A 17,214-nucleotide genomic window follows, 5' to 3' on the forward strand; every position below is an offset into this window, starting at 1 on the left:
AATGAAACGCAATTTAGCCATAAATAAAAAACCAAAAAAGCCCGACCCTGTAGCCCTTGACAAAGAGCTCAAGGAGGAGTTTTTTGATGGTGAGCATCTCAACGATGCCGGAACCACGCTGTATGTGGAGGCTATGCTTATTGATCGTCGCTCAGATTTGCCACAGGTAATGCAAGACCATGTAGCTCATTGTGCGGCTTGTCAGCGTGAAGTATATGAGTTTTACCAATTTATGCAAGACGAAGAGGTGAGTAACTCTTCGGTGCATGCTTTTCTTGATGAGTACAAACAGTCGCTTAAACCTGCAAGCATGGTAAGTAGGGGGTTAGGCAAACGGATCAGAAACATGGCTGCTGCTGTAGTAGTTTTAGGAACTATAGGTTGGTTCATGTTACAAAATCCGTCAAAGGCTGACCAATCGATGATTTCAAAAATAGAGACGCCTTTTGTCAACCAATCAATCAACGTGCAGTTTGACGAACTAGAGGTAAGCAATGAAGAAGCTAAAACCATTAAGCTAGAAGATGGTACCATTATAAATATTCCAGCCTATAGCTTTGTCGATAAAAAAGGGAAACCCATCAAGGGTAAAGTGAAAATTGAGTACAGGGAGTTACACAATACTGCAGACATTATAGCCAGTGGTATACCGCTAGAGCAAGATAGTCTTGGGGTTACCAACAACCTTGAGACTGCTGGAATGTTTGAGATTAGAGGCAAAAAAGGCAAAGAGTCTGTATACATAGCTCAAGGCAAAAACATTGATATTCAGTTTGCGTCTCGTCACGACGGTGATGGCTTCAATCATTATTACCTCGAAGATGGTACTCAACCATTGACCCTTAATTATTTGCGTACCAATCAGGCAGGCATTATTCCAGGGGCTTTTGCCCAAAGCAGCACTGCCAGAGTATCGCCCCAGTGGCAATGGATTGGAGCCTCAGCAATTACCTCCAAAATAATTGTAGAAAAACGTATACAAGAGGCAAAAACTTATAAAAAAGCCGACAAGCAACGCATAGATTCTCTGAAAGAAGTAATTGCTCAAATGAAGTCGCAACACCATACCGACTCGATAGCATACATTGAAAAACTGTTGGCACAACAAAAGAAAGACTTAGCGCAAGTATGGAAGGCAAAAGCAGACTATTTCCAGTTAGATTTTAACATAGAAAAAAACCCCCACCTGGAGTTTTTCAAAGATGTAGTTTGGCAATACATAGGAGAAAACAAAGAACAAAGCCCTACCAAACGCAACAGTTGGGTATTCAACGAAAAATGGGACGATATTAAATTGACAAGTCTTAAGTACCTTCCGGTGTCACTTACAGGGCACAAAGCAGCGGTGTTTTCGGTAAATTTCTCGCCTGATAGCAGGTATGTAGTATCCGCTTCGGCCGATGCTACTGCAAAAATATGGGACAATCAAGGAATGCTTGTGCAAACCCTTATAGGGCATAGCAAAGCTGTTACTAAGGCGTTGTTTTCTCCAGATGGACAAAAAGTGTTGACTGCTTCCGACGATTTTACGGCAAAGCTTTGGAATAAACAAGGCAGTTTGCTGGCAAATCTCAGCGGGCACAAAGGCAAAGTCTTGAGTATTGACTTTTCGGCAAATGGCAAGCTGATTTTAACCGCAGCAGCTGACAATACCATCAAATTATGGAACAACCAGGGGCGTTTGTTGCATACAATGCAGCATAAATATGCGCTCAAAGAAGCCCGGTTTACACCTAATAGCAAAAATGTGCTGAGCGTGTCTAAAAAAGGCCCAGTCAAGATTTGGTACATAGATGGCAAACTGCTACATACATTAGAAGGAGATCATAACTCTGTAGGGGTGTCTAAAGATAGCAAATATTTAGTAACCACTTCTGTAATATCAGAGACAGGTTCAGGGGTTTGGTCAAGCAATGGAGAACTATTACATAGCATCAAAGGGTCGGCTAATCAAGCTATATTTTCAAACGATGGCACCCATCTTATTACCATTGCCCATCGTACTGCGCACTTGTTTTCTATTTATCAGAAAGGAGTGCGTACCGTGTTGATTAAAAACATGGGAGGAAGCTATAAAGGCAAAGGGCATCTGCAAAAGATCAATAATATTCAGTTTTCACCTAGTCAGCATGCCATTGTTACAGCGTCTGACGATTACCTGGCAAAAATTTGGGATGGAAGTGGTAACTTTCGCTACAACCTAAGGGGGCATACCAATAAGGTAAACCACGCTACGTTTTCGCCCAATGGCTTGCATATAGCGACTGCTTCGGCAGACAACACCGTAAAACTTTGGGTAGAGACTTCTCAAAAAGACATTTACGAATTAGAATTGATCAAAGAAAGAAGGGTAGTAGAAACCAACGGCCGAAAGGTAGAAATAAGGGGTAAAAACTTTGTAACTATTGTAAGAAAAGCTACTTCAGACGAAATTCCTGAGGAACTTCAAACCAAAGGATTGGTACATAAGTCATTTACCCAAAACAAAGACTTGTCAGATATGATTGCCAAGTATGAGCAAGCCGTCAAACAAAAAGCCAACAAACAACGCGAATTAAAGGCAAAAAAACCTAAAGTAAGGGCTAAAGTGTTGAGGCGCTTTACAGTCAGGCGATTTGGCGTGTATGGTGTCCACCGAGTGTTCAAAATGGAAGAAAACATCATTTGTAAAGCCGAGTTTGACTTTGGGCCTGGGGTAGACCATCAAGACGAAAACATCAAAGTATACCTGATTACAGGTGAGCAAGGGACAGCAGTAGTGCCTTATACCCAAAGAAGTTGGCATCGTTTTCAGTTTGATCCAAATATGGCAAATAAATTGATTGCTATATTACCCAATGACCGCCTGGCAGTGATCGAAAAAAGGGAGTTTGCCAATATAGATGTCGACAAGGTAGATCAGGCAGGCAGTTATACTTTTAAATTGCACCCACGTCCTATACAGTCTAAGCAAGACCTGGACTTTGTGCTTAACTAAATTTGTAAACTTTTACTAAAACTATATATAATCCATACTATTTTAATGAGTACTTGTTTGAATACATTTTAAACAAGCACTTCACCAAAAACGGGCAGAAGCTTTCAGACTTTCTGCCCGTTTTTTTTATTGCCCACATTTTGGCTTCTCATACCTAAAATAGCACTATACCATTGGCATTTTTCATTCTTATTCTTGCTTACATCCAATCTGACTCAATACCCTTAAAAGTTCAATTGTTTTTTAATAATCTTCTGTTATATTTGCCGGCTATTTTTTTATAAATATTTGATAAATAGGTAGTTATACTGATATTACTGCTAACGTTACAAAATATAATTACTAAATGAAGTTACATTTTATTTACTTAAGAATCGATTACATCATCACCACAAAATTAATTGCAAGTATTTTACTGATTACCCAAGCGTTAGGTGTAGCACAAAACCCTATTGGTTGGCAAAAGCTAGGCAACAAAATTAAAGGAAGCCTAGGCAATGAAAATGCGGGCAAAACGGTGGCTATGTCTGCCGATGGTTTAACTGTAGTCATGGGGTCGCCCGACTACGACCAAAAAGGCAATGACCGGGGAAGGGTAGTGGTGTATGCCTGGAGTAAGGGTAAAAACGACTGGCAGCAAAAAGGCAAACCTATCATTGGCGAGGCTAGAGTAGACCAGGCTGGGCGAACCTTGGCTATATCGGGCAATGGTACACGGTTGATTGTAGGAGCACCAGGCAATGATGGCAATGGAGAGAGCAGCGGACACGCCAGGGTGTATCAATGGGATGATTTGACGCAAGCCTGGCAACAATTAGGTGCTGCTATAGAAGGCATACGCTTTGGCGACAGAGCTGGCTATTCGGTAGACATAGCTGCCAATGGCAATGTAGTGGCAGTGGCAGCAAGGCTCCACAATGGCAAAAACGGGAGCAATAGTGGGCATACCAGGTTGTTTGAATGGAACGAAACAAAGGAAAACTGGCAACTACTTGGCACTGCTATAGACGGAGAAGCGGCAAGCGATGGCGTATCTGATTATGCTATAGCCTTGTCGGCCAACGGGCAAAGGGTGGCTATAGGTGTAAGTGCCAACGATGGTGGTGGTACCAATAGTGGACATACCCGTATTTTTGAATGGGACAAAACAAGTAGCAACTGGCGACAATTGGGTGCTGACGTAGATGGTGCAGCCAGGGGCGATTTATCGGGCTATGCGGTAGACCTTTCGGCAGATGGAACAGTGGTAGCCATTGGTTCGCCTGCCAACGATGACCAAGGAAGCAACAGTGGGCATACTCGTATCTACAAGTGGAACGGTGCTTTATGGAAGCTTTTGGGCAGCCCTATTACCGGAGAAGCTGCCCGTGACAATGCTGGAGCAGCAGTGGCTTTATCGGCCAATGGCTTAACGGTGGTTGTGGGTGCTCCCGAAAACGATGGCAGTGGAGAAGATAGCGGGCAAGTGCGGGTGTATGAGTGGAGCAACACCGTGGCTGGTTGGGTGCAACTAGCGGGCGATATTGATGGCGATACCGCAGGAGACTTTTTAGGCAATTCGGTGGCAGTGTCGGCAGATGGCACTATAGTAACTACCGGGGTACCATTTAGCGATGACATAGGGCTCAATAATGGAGCATTACTGGTGTATAGATTGATGAACCCGGCTTTAGCTACTTCGTTTCACTCGTTCAAAGTACAACAAACAAATGCACAAATGGTGTCGCTAAGCTGGATAGTGACTGCTGCTCATTACCTGAAGGGTTTTATGATAGAAGCCAGCTATGATGGACATAGTTTCGACGCAGTAGGTTTTGTACCTATTCGCCAGGATGGACAGCCTTATTATCAGTATCAATTACCCACTTCCAGAGGAAAGTATTACCGCATTAGACAAATGAGTCAACAAGGAGGGGGGCAGGTATCTCAATGGCAAACGCTTACTGCTACTCCTTACGCCTATATTATGCAGTTATCGCCCAACCCTTGTCAAGGCAAGGTAAGCCTACGGGTAAACCTCCCAGGGAAAAGTTTTAAACTCATGGTATACAATCTACATGGGGTAGCATTGCTTAGTGCCCAAGGTGATTTGTTGGCGTTGAACCAACAGCTCAACAGTGGGTTAAGCCAATGGAAAAACGGCGTGTATCTTTGTCGAATAATTTCCCAAAAGCAAGTGATACAGCAAAGGTTAGTACTGTCAAGGTAAGCTCGCCTTTTTCCCTTGTAGGCTTTAATCGTTTTGCAGGGGAAATATTACCTATCCGTTTTTGTCATCGCTTTCGCTGATAAACACCTCATTAGTAGGACTTTCAAGGGTTTTGAGGTAGCTTTTCAAGGCAAACACATTAGACTTAAAAGCAAGTTTGCCCCAAGGAATATCGTTTAACTCAAATAGTTGAATTGCTACACTTTCTTCGTTTAAACTAAAATCAATATTTTCGAGGCGTGTTAAAAAATGTAACATGACCTGGTTTTTTTGCCGGGCAGTATACACCGAATGCAGGCGTATTATTTGACCACTTAGCCCCGTTTCTTCTGTAAGCTCACGCAAAGCGCCAGCGGTCACACTTTCGTTGAGCTCCATAAAACCCGCAGGCAAGTTCCAGTAGCCCTTGCGTGGTTCTATGCCTCTTTTACAAAGTAATACCTGTTGTTGGTAAACCGGCACACAACCTACTACCAGCAGTGGATTTTGGTAATGAATGGCATCACAGGCTTGGCAAGCATAGCGTACAAAGCTTTCTTGTTCTAAACGAAGGTGGACATCATCTGAACCACATTTACTGCAAAAGTTCATAGTGTATAATTTAAAGTAGGCGTTTATCGTTTCGCCAACCCCGCGAAAAAAACAGGCGGCCCTCCAGAGTATCTCAGCAATAAACAGGGTTGATTGACCATCAAAAGCCAACACATTAAACAATCTCTATATAATGCGATATACCCCCCGATTGGTCACCATCGAGCCAGCGCCAGCTAAACTCCAGCGTAAGCAAACCTGCGCCATTTTGTCCAATAGTACCCTCCGATTGCCCACTCATTAGTATGCCTGCCTGCGTAATGCATTGAAACCGCAACACTATTTGATTAGGAGCGGTTTGTTTGCCTACCAATACGCCTGTTTTTACCTCACCACCTTTATAGCTTCCGCGAATGGTGTCACCCTCTTGAAAGTAATGGAAAATAGTGTGAGCAGACGATAAGCCCGACTCATTGTGTGTAGTTACAAATCTTTTATTGTCTAAGTTGTAGCGCATCGTATGTTTATTTTTTAAATTGAGTAACTGTTATATCCAGGGTTTTTACTTGAAACAAAGGGTCTACAGCCCGGTTGGTACCCAGCCATTTTTGAAACTTCTCTGGTGTCGTTACTTTAAGCCCAGTAGCATGGTTAGATAACAGGGGCTTCTTGAATGCCTTTTTAGAAAACACAACAAATATACGATTAAACAATTGAGATTTGCCCCCGGTAGTCATTATATACTCCATAATCTCATCGGGAGTAGAGTTTTTGAAATAGTCGTAATGTTTCTCCGAAAACAGGGTATATGCCTGATCAGCTTTTACAGGCACAGCGTTTTCGTAAGACTCGTGCATGTTGGGGTAGGGCAGTAAGCGATATACCGTGCCCGACTCTTCCATAAATACGCTTAAATACCCTTTAGAGGCTGTTTTAAAGTGCATGTACAGTTCCTCACGGTTTTTAAACTGCTCGGTTTTACATTTGTCAGGGTTGTTATTACAATTCATTGTAAACACCTCAAAGTCAACCTTACTGTCTTTAATCTCACGGGCACTTCCTTTTATTTCACACATTAGCCACAGCTCTTGCCCTCCTTTGGGTTTTTCTCTTACTACCCATTCCATGGTTGTTTTTTTTGTTTTTACCCATTCACCCTTTACCATAGAGTTGGCAATGGTGTTCATTTTGGTATTGGTTTTTACCTTTTCACCTGTGATAATATTTTCTACATAGGTACTTGTTCCTTGCACAATTACCCGCCCGTAGGCTTTCTCAAGGGCGTTTATTTTTGCTTGGTCAACCGCCATTCGTTTTACCTCGCCTATACAGTAAGAGTCATTGAGTAAGATTTGTGATTTACCGCCCACCGCAATGACGCGTTGCGCCTGCAAACTGCTGGCTAGTGTGAGCAGTATCAGGGTAAAAAAAGCAGTATGTAAGTGATCGTTTTTCATTGTATGTAAGTTGTTTTAATGATGAACTTGTTTATTACCCAATAAAAAAAGGTTAGATCTATAAAAGTATCTAACCTCAATATTTAGTGAAAATATAGTGTAAAAGTGTATTGTTGGTTCAAATTTGCATTATTTTTTTATAAAATGGGCTTGGTTTTCCAGTGTATAAGGGGAATGTCCCCTGTAAGTTAAATAGCTTATCACAATAAAACCATTTAACTATTCCAACCATCTATTTAGTTCTTCTTTTTCAAGTCATTTACTTCTTTATGAATATCTTCTACTTCTTCCTTCAAAGCCTTCTTTACCTCTTCTTCTACAATCGCTGCGGCTTCTTTTTTGTTGTAAAACAACATTACTTGTACTTCAATATTTCCGTTTTCTACTTTAATACCGCGTCTTCTTTTCTTACGACGGACAATTTCGGTTACCTCACGGTAAATCTTGTAAGTAGGTTCTACATTACGCAAACGGGTAATAATTGTATTCTTGGCAGCAGTTACTACTTTAGTCACAGTTTCTGCTTTAGCTTTGGTGCGTTGGTTATTGGCTATAGACGTTTTTGCAATAGCAGTTAAGTTACTTTCCAGTTGTCCGGCAAGTTGAAGTTTGGCTACCTCCATTGCTTGCATATTGGCAGCTGCCTGTGAGCCTGCTACCCCGTTACCTGCCGCCCAAATATATTTTGCTTTACCGTAATCATCTTCACTTAGTTGTTTTCTCCACGAGCGATCCAGCAGTTTTTGCATAGGCAATGATCCTGGGAGAACTCTCCAACCTTCTTTTTTAAATTTACGAGCCTCTCTTCGAGCCATTTTTCCGGCCTTCACTTCACGTTTTTTCACTCGCTGAGCTTGTCCTTCATGCGTAAAAGCTATCAAAGACATCATAAAGATTATAGAGAATAGATGCGCTAATTTTTTCATAATGATTTAATCGGTTATGTGATTTTTACTACTAACAACGCTCCCTTCAGTATACGGTTTATCTTCTTATACATTCATACCCCATCTATATACAACCTACCGCTTTATGTAGATCAATACGAAAGGATTTAGAGGAGGGAAAGGCAACACAAAACAGGTGTTTTATTTGCCTTATGGTGTATACGTTGATGGGTAAGCAGATGGCTCAAAAAAGCCAGCTTTTTAACCGAAGCGAGTAGGGGCCTTTGTGAGCTTGTGGTGAGTTGATTTTTTGCCCAACACCAGCGAAGCGAGCAATTGGTTCGTAAACCCATGTTATTGTTGTTGTTTCACTTGTTTTGTCTAGAAGGGGGCTCACTTGTAGTTGGATAACCATTTCTTTTTTGTTATTTTGTAGTGATTGAAAAACCAAACCCTATAAAATTATGTCCTCCCATCATGTAGTGAGAGATGAGCAAGAGCCAGCCTTGTTTATCATAGAGCCCGAAGCCAGCAATCTGGAGTTTATCCAACAGTTGCTAGAGTGGAGCCCCACCCTGGTAGTGGTAGAGCAAGCCCTTGATCAAGTACTTCAGTGGGGCATCAAGATAGACGTAGTAGTATGCCAGGAGACCAGTTTTGAAAACATTCGTACGCAAACTACTAACCAATATCCTATAGAAATAATAGCAGTAAATGATAACTTGGTAGAGCATGGTTTGAAATACTTATACCACCGCAACCACGCATCAGTCAATATCATTACCCAATTTGATCAAGACTTGGTTAAACGCGATTTTCTGGAAAAAATGGATGTCATTGTGTTTAGTCACGAGTTTAAAGCCTTTTATGTAGCACAAGGTGCCTGGAAAAAGTGGGTCACAGCCGATACTCTCTTCAAAGTATTGCCAATTGCTACCGAAATTCCGCCTCAAACCGAAAACCTGATACCTTATGTCGATGTTGCGTACCAGCCCAACGAGCAATACCTTAAGCCTGCACATGAAGGTTTTATTCAGGTAAGTCATCCTGACCACCCTTTTTGGGTATTTGAGAAAGTAGGGGCATAAAGTGAACTTAAATAGTCTTTGTTGCCTTGGGGTAGTTTTGCTACCGCAACGTAGCCTGACTAATATCATACAGCCTAAGTGGGCTTTGTGTTTGGCGATAACTTACATTTACTTTTAAGATTGACTTTTAAGGCAATTATTTTTTAAGTAATCTTGCAAAAAAAATACTCCTGTTGAAGAAGTATACATACAACAACCCTTCATAAATTAGGTTAATTGGGCAAGATTATTAATAATATTTGTGTTATGAAAAGTTTATTCATCGAGTCAACTCCTTATACCCCTAAGGTATGGCTGGATACAGAAACTAATATTTTTGAAATATCAGGAGAGTCATACAGTGATGATACGGTGGCTTTTTTTGAGCCAATCATGGAGTGGTTGCAAGAGTTTTTGACCAAAAACACCCAGCCTATTGAGTTTAATTTTTGCATGAACTATCTCAATACTGGTACTTCTAAAAGGTTTGTGATGATCATTAGTATATTGGAAGACTACTATAAATCCTCTAAAGTGTGGACAGAGGTGAATTGGTTTGTGCATACTGACGATGCTGATATAATGACCATTGGAGAAGATTTTCAGGAATATTTTGAGACTATTCCTATAAATATAAAGTTTATCAGGGAGTAAAAGCATACACCCTGATAACTCATGACCCTTCTGTTAAGTAACGTGTTCGCCCCGTAAACGGGATTTCGGGCGTAGCCCTCAACAATAACCCCGATAAGAAATCTGAAGCTGTCCGATTCAGAATAAATTAGATTCGCAGAGCTTGAACTTCGTTCTGCGGTTCGCTTTACTGTCTTTCGTTACCCCGGCAGTTCCGCCGGGACTGTAAGTTTTTATTGCCCATAGCGCTGCCAAAGGCTAAATGCCTCAGTTAGTCGTGCGTATTTGTCCTAAAAACCAAAAACTTATTTTGAGCACGTTACTAAGTATATACCTCACAGTTGGGCAAGTATTGGCGAATCATTGCTAACGCCCCCTTAGACATCAAATTACCTTGATATACCAATTCTTTTAATTTAGGTAAACTCTCAAGTTTGGGCATTCCACCCAAAGGGTTGTGCGACAAGTCTAGTGCTATCAAGTTGCTCAATTGCTTAATTTCGGCAGGCAAGCACTGTAGTTGGTTATTACCTAGGTACAGTACCTTTAGCTTACTTAGTTTGAGTACCTCCATTGGGAACACACTAAACTGATTAGCAGATAAATTAAGCACCTCTAGTTGCGTAAAATGAGCAATATCAGGGGGGAGCTTTTCTAGTTGATTGTGTGCCAGGTTAAGCTGGGTTAAACCTTGAATAGGGAGTATTTCGGAAGGAAATTTATTGAGTTGAAGGCGGGTAAGGTATAACTTTTTTAACTGACTGATATAAGCTGTTTCCAGCCCATATTTTATGCATAAGTAAGGATGTTTTCTTAATTCCTGGCTTATCTCCTTGTTAAAGCCTATTTTTTGAGTTAAAATTAATTGAAAAGCAAGCTCTATGCTTGCATCACTTTTTAGCAAAGTCAATATTTTGCTATTGTTTTTCAAAGAAATCATAATTTTATATGTGCCTGTATGTCTTACTATGAAATTATATTTCATTATAACGACAAATAGCATACTAACTGTTTGAATTGGTTTTTTTTACTTTGTGGTTTGTTTAGTTTAGCTATTGTTAGCTACTATTCATACAGTACCATATCTATGCATAACACTGCGGCAAGAATCAATACCCTTACTGGCGCATCAGGGGGCACCGTTACCATTATCTGAAGCAGGTAGTTATCAGCACTGGTTAATAGCTCTTTGCTGGCTCCTGCCCACTTTTTACTAATGTTTGCCAAGGTTTGACTGCCTTCTAAAAACACAAATTCCTGGTCATTTGATTTGTTAATCATATAGATTACCTCATTGGCTGAGTTCAGCACCTCAAAGCTGTTTTTCGGTGTTTTTTGTGGCTGCACCTTGCCAATCAACTGATCTTCAGAACTATATACTTCAATGGGAGTAACATAAGGGTTTACAGTGGCTTTGCGTTTTATATAAAACAAGGTTTCTCCTGCGTTGTTGTTTATTTTCAGGTGAAAACTACTTCGGGTTTTGAAGGGGGTAAAACGAGTGATTTTAGTCAAAAAACTGAGGTTTTCTTCCTGGCAGGTCAGGATAAGCGCCTGTGTCCTGGGGTTGTACACATCATAATTATTGGCTGCTCTGAGCAAGCCCACTTGCTCTTCAATAAAAAACAAATTTTGATTTAAAACTTCGTGCATCTCTATGGCTTTCTTTTGTTTTGAGGGGGTAATATTACATAATTTTGACGAGAGCAAGCCCTTTTGTGCCTGTCTTATGCCAGTAAATAAATCTTTACTTTGCTCAAAATCATTACTTGTATGCCTATAATGTACTATTCAACCGTCTAAAGGCTTGTTATTTAAAAAGTAACATTTTATCTTGTGTAGCCGTTTGTTTACTGTAGAGCGAAGTTCTAATAAGTTTACCACAACATAGTGCCTGATGAGAATAAAAGTCGCTTCGTGAAAATTTGATAAAAATATTTATTTATTTTTTTTCTCAATATCAGGTTACCATTTTTTCTCGCGTAGTATTTAAACATAAGCGCTGCTTTTACATAATGAGAGATAGTGAAATAATAAAAAGGATTAAACAGGGAGATGAAAGTGCTTTAGATTATCTTTATAAGAAAAATTATAAGATGATGACACGCATGGTTCTAAATAATAATGGAACCGAGGAAGAAGCCAAGGATATTTACCAGGAGTCGGTGATTATTTTTTGGCAAAAAGCCACTAAACAAGATTTTGTGCTTACTTCCAAAATAAGTACTTTTATTTACAGTATTTGCCAAAACCTGTGGCGCAAAGAATTAGAGCGCAAGAGTAGGCTTTCCAATGAGGTGAAAGACGGCAAGGAATATAATACTTTTGATAAGGAAGAACGCGAACTTATTATACATAAATGTATTAATAGTTTGGGCGACACCTGCCGAAAGGTATTGATGTACTATTACTTTGATGGTATGTCAATGAGTAACATAGCAAAGAAACTTGGTTTTGCTAACTCTGACACCGCCAAAACCAAGAAATACAAATGCAAAAAAGAACTTGATGCATTGATAAAATCAAAATACAAAGCTACTGATTTTTTGGACTGACAAATGATGAACAAATATTTTTACTCAGACAAGATAGAGAACTACATTTTAGGCAATCTTTCCGAAAGTGAAAAAATTGCCTTCGAAGAACTGATTGAGCAAGACCCTGTATTAAAAAATGAGCTCGACCTGCAACAAGAAACGATTCAGTCGTTGCAAGACCAACGCAAGGCTCAGCTGAAACATCGCTTGAATAATATTCAGGTAGAACCAGTGTCTTATAGTCTTTCTCGCATCAATTTACTCGAAAGTGTACTTTTGGTAAGTATTGTGGCCACCACCATTACCTTATTTGCCCTTTTTTATGGAACAAAAAGCGATATTTCCGCCGAAAAAGCAGCTCCTGCCAGCTACTACAATGAGTTGAGCTTTGTTCCTTACATTAAACTAAAGCATACCCCAGTAGCCGAACAACACAAGAAAGAAAAAGTAGTCATTGCTACTATACCTTCTATTTCCCGAATCACCCAAACCCCTCAAAATAATTATCAAAATGCGTTGTTGAAAAAAATAAAACAAGAACAACAACTCAAAAAGAAAAATGCACCACGTGAGATAGAAGCTCGAAAAGAAGAGTCAAGTGGGAGTTCTGCTGCCGTTCCTCAAAACAAAGAGTTGCTCTATCAGTATTACAACGACGGCTTATTTTTAACCAATAGCGAGTCTAAAGGCTATCAAATACCTCTAGAGTCACACGGTATCACCAAGCACTATTTATATTACCAGGGCAAGGTATATGAATTAAAGCCTAACCAGGTAGAGCCTGTTCCTCCAAAACAAGTAACCGACCAGAAAATTATTGATCAGGTGAAAAAACGTAAACAAATGTTTTTTGGTGGAGATTAAAAGCGCACACACATTTAGTTAAAATTTATATATAACGATAAAGCCTTTTGAGTGAAATAGCTCAAAAGGCTTTTTGTTTTGTATTGCATAATATTTATGTATTTTTGGCGGCTCTCTTCATAAACATCTTTCTTGACGTTTTTAAATTGAGTAAAGAACCTCTGGTTGTTTTACCAAAAAATGAGATGAGTTCGTATACTAACCCTTAAAAACAGTTGGATAAAGTGGCAGCCAAAAACAAAAAAAATAACCGAAAACCACCAAAAAATAAATCTTCCAGACTACAACTTATCAATGTAGTAGTAAGCATTACTACTGCTTTGTTTATGTTGGGCTTATGTGGGCTATTGGTGCTCCAGACACATCAATTGGGACGTTTGATCAAAGAAAACCTGGAAGTGCAGGTTTTTTTGAAAAGAGGTACAACCGCTGCTCAACAACAACAAGTAAAGGAGAAGTTGTCCAGTAAAAGTTTTGTGTCAAAAAATAATCAACAACCTGCCATTACCTTTGTGTCAAAGGAAGAAGCTGCCCGACAATTGACTGAAAAAGTAGAAGAAAATTTTCAGGAGTTACTCAATGACAATCCATTGCATGATGCTTTTTTGCTAAAAATAAAGCCTGAGTTGTATGAAAAATCTGCCTTGAAAAAAATAAGGGCTGAGCTAGAGCGTATCCCTGAAGTGTACGAGGTAAGCATTGTAGAAAATATGATTAAAGAGATCAATGATAATGTAGCCAAGATAGGCTTGTTCTTTTTAGTGTTTGGTGGGTTTATTATGCTTACAGTGTTTATGTTGATTGATCATATTATCAAGATTTCATTGTTTGCCCAAAGATTGGTCATCAGAAGTATGCAATTGGTAGGAGCCACCGATGCTTTTATTCGCCAGCCCTTCATTAAGCAGTTTGCTGTTCAAGGAGGTGTGAGTGGTGCCTTGGCAAGTATACTTTTGTGGTTATTTTTGCAATACTTACAACTACAGGTCAAAGAGCTGGCAAGTTTATATTCTTTGAGCCACTTTGTAGTATTATCGCTGGGGTTGATTAGTTTGGGAGCATTGGTAGGGGTTTGGAGCACTTACCGGGCTACCAACAAGTATTTGCAAATGCCTTTAGATGCATTGTATTGATCAGTAGGCTTTGTAATAAATTCTGCAAAAATCAAGAATCATTGCTGAATGTTTTAGTAAGATACATTGTTTGCTCTTATATATTTGTTCAATGGTTTGTGTTGCCTTGGTTTTCTTTAACAATCATTGACTGGTTTGCGTTTAATAATTCAGACAGAGAGTTTAAAGACATCAAACCTTTAAGATATTATGAAGCGAATATTCCCAGTTTTTTCTCAGAAATTAAGCCTGACATTAGTCTTAGTTTCTTTTATGGCATTACCTACCTTGGGGCAACGAAAGCTACAGCAGTCGCGCCACACCCGGATACAAATGTCTGGCGTGATTTTGCATAAAGATTGGACAAAATCAACCCAAAGTTATTGCGCCCACAAATCCGACTATCTAGTGATTCGTACTGACAAGGGTAAAGAGATCGTGTTGCAAGGACATGGAAAAAATGTCAAGGGTAAGAAAATGCTTGCTTTTGCAGGTAAAAAGGTAGCAATTGACGGATATATTAAAATCAAAAATATAAAACCCGATCCCAATCAAATATCACAACGTCCGGTAAGTTATAATCCCATCACAGGTAAAAAGTCTGAATCTTTCTCCTGTAAGGTGTTTGTAGTACAAAATATCCGATTGAAATAAAACTTATAGTATTGTATCAATTATACAAAAGCCTGTGACCCATAAGTGATCACAGGCTTTTTTGTATATTTGTCTAACTGTTTTTTTAATTTAAGTTTTTTTAACAAGCCATAATTCAATTCTTTTAGTAGATTTGCAATTGATAATTTTGGGTGTGAGACTTGAGTTGGAAGCTTAAAAACCAAAACCTACCAGGTTTAAGGTGGGTCTTACACCCTTTTACACAAATATACATTGTATCGATAAATTAGCTTATTGAGATTATGGGAGAGAAAAAAGATCAGATGCCGTTTACCCGCGAAAACTATCTGTTAATGTTAGGTGGTATTGCTTTGTTAGTGATTGGTTACCTGGTAATGTCTGCTGATAAAACAGAGTTTGGCTTTGGTTTTATGGGGCTTACTTTTGGACCTATTTTAGTTTTTTTGGCGTTTATGGCACCTTTTGTCGCTATATTTTTCAATAAGAAAAAGAGCAAAAACCAGCGCGACGAAATGGCAATGAAAAAAGAAGCAGAAAAAACGAATCGTTAGACTCAATTTTTAGCAACCTGATCAAACACAACAACTTTTACTGTCTTTGTTTTAGGTCAGTCATTTCTTCTATTCCAACAAACTTTTTTCTGATTTATACTATAATATGACTATAGTACAAAACCTCATTTTGGCAATTATTGAGGGTATTACCGAATTTTTGCCCGTATCCTCCACAGGGCACATGATCATAGCATCTTCTGTTATGGGAATTAATGAAAACACTTTTGTAAAAACTTATGAAGTCTCTATCCAATTTGGAGCTATATTGTCAGTAGTGGTATTGTACTGGCGACGGTTTTTTCAAAGCCTGGATTTTTACTTTAAACTATTTGTAGCTTTTCTGCCTGCCGCGGTGATAGGTTTACTCTTAAACGACTACATAGATATGTTGCTTGAGAGTGTGATAGTAGTAGCGGTAATGCTGGTATTGGGAGGTGTTTTGCTGATCTTTGTAGACCGTTGGTTTACTTATGATCCTGACAAAGATCACGACGTTGAGTTAAAATATCCTACGGCGCTTAAAATTGGTTTTTTTCAATGTATTGCTATGATTCCGGGCACTTCTCGTTCGGCGGCTACTATTATAGGAGCCATGACCCAAAAACTTAACCGTAAGCAAGCAGCCGAGTTTTCATTCTTTTTGGCGGTGCCTACTATGCTTGCCGCAGCGGGTTATAAGCTGCTTAAAACCTACAAAGAAAGCCCTGCTGCCATTACCGAAAATATAGAAGCCTTGGTGATAGGCAATGTGGTGGCTTTTGTAGTCGCTATGTTGGCTATCAAGTTCTTTATTAGTTTCTTGACCAAGTACGGTTTTAAAGTATTTGGTTACTACCGTATTGTAGTAGGGTTGGCTATTCTTATTATGTGGGCAATGGGGGTAAAGCTACAGGTATAAAAAATGCCCCTGGGTATTATGGTATATTTCTAAGTATTGAATTTCGTTCATGAAAAAAACAAATCTTGACGAGTTGCTCTTCAAAGAAGGGGAGGTGCTGTTGTTAGACAAGCCTCTGGAGTGGACGTCGTTTGATGTAGTGGCAAAAGTAAGAAATCTAATTCGCAAGAAAGAAGGAAAGGTAAAGGTTGGACACGCTGGTACGCTTGACCCACTTGCTACTGGCTTGTTGATTTTATGTACTGGCAAAAAAACCAAAACCATTGAGGCATATCAAGCCCAGCAAAAAGAGTATACTGGAGAAATTACGTTGGGTGCTACTACCCCTTCGTTTGATGCAGAGACAGAAGTAGACCAAACTTTTGATATTGCTCATATTGACAAAAGTCTGATAAAAGAAACAGTACAGCGGTTTGTTGGAGATATTGACCAGATTCCTCCTATGTTTTCGGCAGTAAAAGTAGACGGCAAACGGCTGTACAAACACGCTCGCAAAGGACAAGTAGTGGAAATAGATCCTCGAAAAATAACCATTCACGCATTTGAAATTACTGATATTACTTTGCCTACACTCCGCTTTCGGGTAGTTTGTTCTAAAGGAACATATATAAGAAGCCTGGCGCGTGATTTTGGTAAAGCAATGAATGCCGGAGCATATTTATCTGAACTCAGACGAACCAAAATAGGCGATTTTGATGTCAATAATGCCTATACTGTAGAGGAATTTGCGACCTTATTTGAGCATTTGCAAACCCCTGAAAAGGGAGCATCTGATGCCAAAAACTAAACCTGTCCAGGTCTCGACTTTTACTAATGGTCAGATTATGTATATTTGTGGCAGTTTTTTGACAA

At 39.6% G+C, this 17,214-nt stretch carries 17 protein-coding genes; 11 read left to right on the forward strand and 6 right to left on the reverse strand.

Going from position 1 to position 17,214, the window contains the following annotated elements:
• Position 1 precedes the first annotated feature (1 nt).
• A complete protein-coding gene (locus tag Q0954_RS09005; RefSeq protein ID WP_299456030.1) occupies positions 2 to 2,977 on the forward strand; it encodes a WD40 repeat domain-containing protein in 2,976 nt (991 codons plus the stop codon).
• Positions 2,978 to 3,323: 346 nt separating this feature from the next.
• Positions 3,324 to 5,186 carry a T9SS type A sorting domain-containing protein gene (locus Q0954_RS09010; protein ID WP_299456032.1) on the forward strand — a complete coding sequence of 621 codons (1,863 nt, stop codon included), beginning with the start codon at positions 3,324 to 3,326 and terminating at the stop codon, positions 5,184 to 5,186.
• Between the two features lie 51 nt (positions 5,187 to 5,237).
• Here Q0954_RS09010 and Q0954_RS09015 read toward each other — a convergent pair whose 3' ends face one another.
• From Q0954_RS09015 to Q0954_RS09030, 4 genes are all read right to left on the reverse strand, one after another.
• Complete coding sequence (locus Q0954_RS09015; RefSeq protein ID WP_299456034.1) at positions 5,238 to 5,777, reverse strand: NUDIX hydrolase; 540 nt, start codon at positions 5,775 to 5,777, stop codon at positions 5,238 to 5,240.
• A gap of 115 nt (positions 5,778 to 5,892) precedes the next feature.
• Positions 5,893 to 6,234, reverse strand: a complete 342-nt coding sequence (locus tag Q0954_RS09020) for a hypothetical protein (RefSeq protein WP_299456036.1) — start codon at positions 6,232 to 6,234, stop codon at positions 5,893 to 5,895.
• A gap of 7 nt (positions 6,235 to 6,241) precedes the next feature.
• A complete protein-coding gene (locus Q0954_RS09025; protein ID WP_299456037.1) occupies positions 6,242 to 7,174 on the reverse strand; it encodes a hypothetical protein in 933 nt (310 codons plus the stop codon).
• Between the two features lie 236 nt (positions 7,175 to 7,410).
• Positions 7,411 to 8,064, reverse strand: coding sequence for a hypothetical protein (locus tag Q0954_RS09030; protein WP_299456038.1), 654 nt, complete (start codon positions 8,062 to 8,064; stop codon positions 7,411 to 7,413).
• Between the two features lie 461 nt (positions 8,065 to 8,525).
• Between Q0954_RS09030 and Q0954_RS09035 the strand changes: the two genes are divergently transcribed.
• Positions 8,526 to 9,149: a hypothetical protein gene (locus Q0954_RS09035; RefSeq protein ID WP_299456039.1), complete on the forward strand. Its 624-nt coding sequence runs from the start codon at positions 8,526 to 8,528 to the stop codon at positions 9,147 to 9,149.
• Positions 9,150 to 9,395: 246 nt separating this feature from the next.
• Positions 9,396 to 9,782 (forward strand): DUF1987 domain-containing protein, encoded by a 387-nt coding sequence (locus Q0954_RS09040; protein ID WP_299456040.1) that lies wholly within the window; start codon positions 9,396 to 9,398, stop codon positions 9,780 to 9,782.
• 301 nt (positions 9,783 to 10,083) lie between these two features.
• Here the strand turns inward: Q0954_RS09040 and Q0954_RS09045 are convergent, their stop codons facing one another.
• Together Q0954_RS09045 and Q0954_RS09050 are read right to left on the reverse strand one after the other, a co-directional pair.
• Positions 10,084 to 10,701 (reverse strand): leucine-rich repeat domain-containing protein, encoded by a 618-nt coding sequence (locus Q0954_RS09045; RefSeq protein WP_299456041.1) that lies wholly within the window; start codon positions 10,699 to 10,701, stop codon positions 10,084 to 10,086.
• A 125-nt stretch (positions 10,702 to 10,826) separates the two neighbouring features.
• Positions 10,827 to 11,414, reverse strand: a complete 588-nt coding sequence (locus Q0954_RS09050; RefSeq protein WP_299456042.1) for a phospholipid scramblase-related protein — start codon at positions 11,412 to 11,414, stop codon at positions 10,827 to 10,829.
• Between the two features lie 362 nt (positions 11,415 to 11,776).
• Between Q0954_RS09050 and Q0954_RS09055 the strand changes: the two genes are divergently transcribed.
• The 7 genes from Q0954_RS09055 to truB all read left to right on the forward strand — a co-directional run bounded on the left by Q0954_RS09055 (position 11,777) and on the right by truB (position 17,149).
• Complete coding sequence (locus Q0954_RS09055; protein WP_299456044.1) at positions 11,777 to 12,316, forward strand: sigma-70 family RNA polymerase sigma factor; 540 nt, start codon at positions 11,777 to 11,779, stop codon at positions 12,314 to 12,316.
• A gap of 3 nt (positions 12,317 to 12,319) precedes the next feature.
• A complete protein-coding gene (locus Q0954_RS09060; RefSeq protein ID WP_299456045.1) occupies positions 12,320 to 13,162 on the forward strand; it encodes a hypothetical protein in 843 nt (280 codons plus the stop codon).
• A gap of 224 nt (positions 13,163 to 13,386) precedes the next feature.
• Positions 13,387 to 14,295 (forward strand): permease-like cell division protein FtsX, encoded by a 909-nt coding sequence (locus Q0954_RS09065; RefSeq protein WP_299456078.1) that lies wholly within the window; start codon positions 13,387 to 13,389, stop codon positions 14,293 to 14,295.
• A 189-nt stretch (positions 14,296 to 14,484) separates the two neighbouring features.
• Complete coding sequence (locus tag Q0954_RS09070; protein WP_299456047.1) at positions 14,485 to 14,928, forward strand: hypothetical protein; 444 nt, start codon at positions 14,485 to 14,487, stop codon at positions 14,926 to 14,928.
• A 263-nt stretch (positions 14,929 to 15,191) separates the two neighbouring features.
• Entirely contained in the window at positions 15,192 to 15,461 is a 270-nt protein-coding gene (locus Q0954_RS09075; protein WP_299456049.1) for a DUF3098 domain-containing protein, read from the forward strand.
• 106 nt (positions 15,462 to 15,567) lie between these two features.
• Complete coding sequence (locus tag Q0954_RS09080) at positions 15,568 to 16,362, forward strand: undecaprenyl-diphosphate phosphatase (protein WP_299456051.1); 795 nt, start codon at positions 15,568 to 15,570, stop codon at positions 16,360 to 16,362.
• A gap of 49 nt (positions 16,363 to 16,411) precedes the next feature.
• Positions 16,412 to 17,149 carry a tRNA pseudouridine(55) synthase TruB gene (gene truB / locus Q0954_RS09085; protein ID WP_299456053.1) on the forward strand — a complete coding sequence of 246 codons (738 nt, stop codon included), beginning with the start codon at positions 16,412 to 16,414 and terminating at the stop codon, positions 17,147 to 17,149.
• Positions 17,150 to 17,214 lie beyond the last annotated feature (65 nt).

Source organism: uncultured Microscilla sp. (assembly GCF_947493425.1).
In the GTDB taxonomy this organism is placed as follows: Bacteria; Bacteroidota; Bacteroidia; order Cytophagales; family Microscillaceae; genus Microscilla.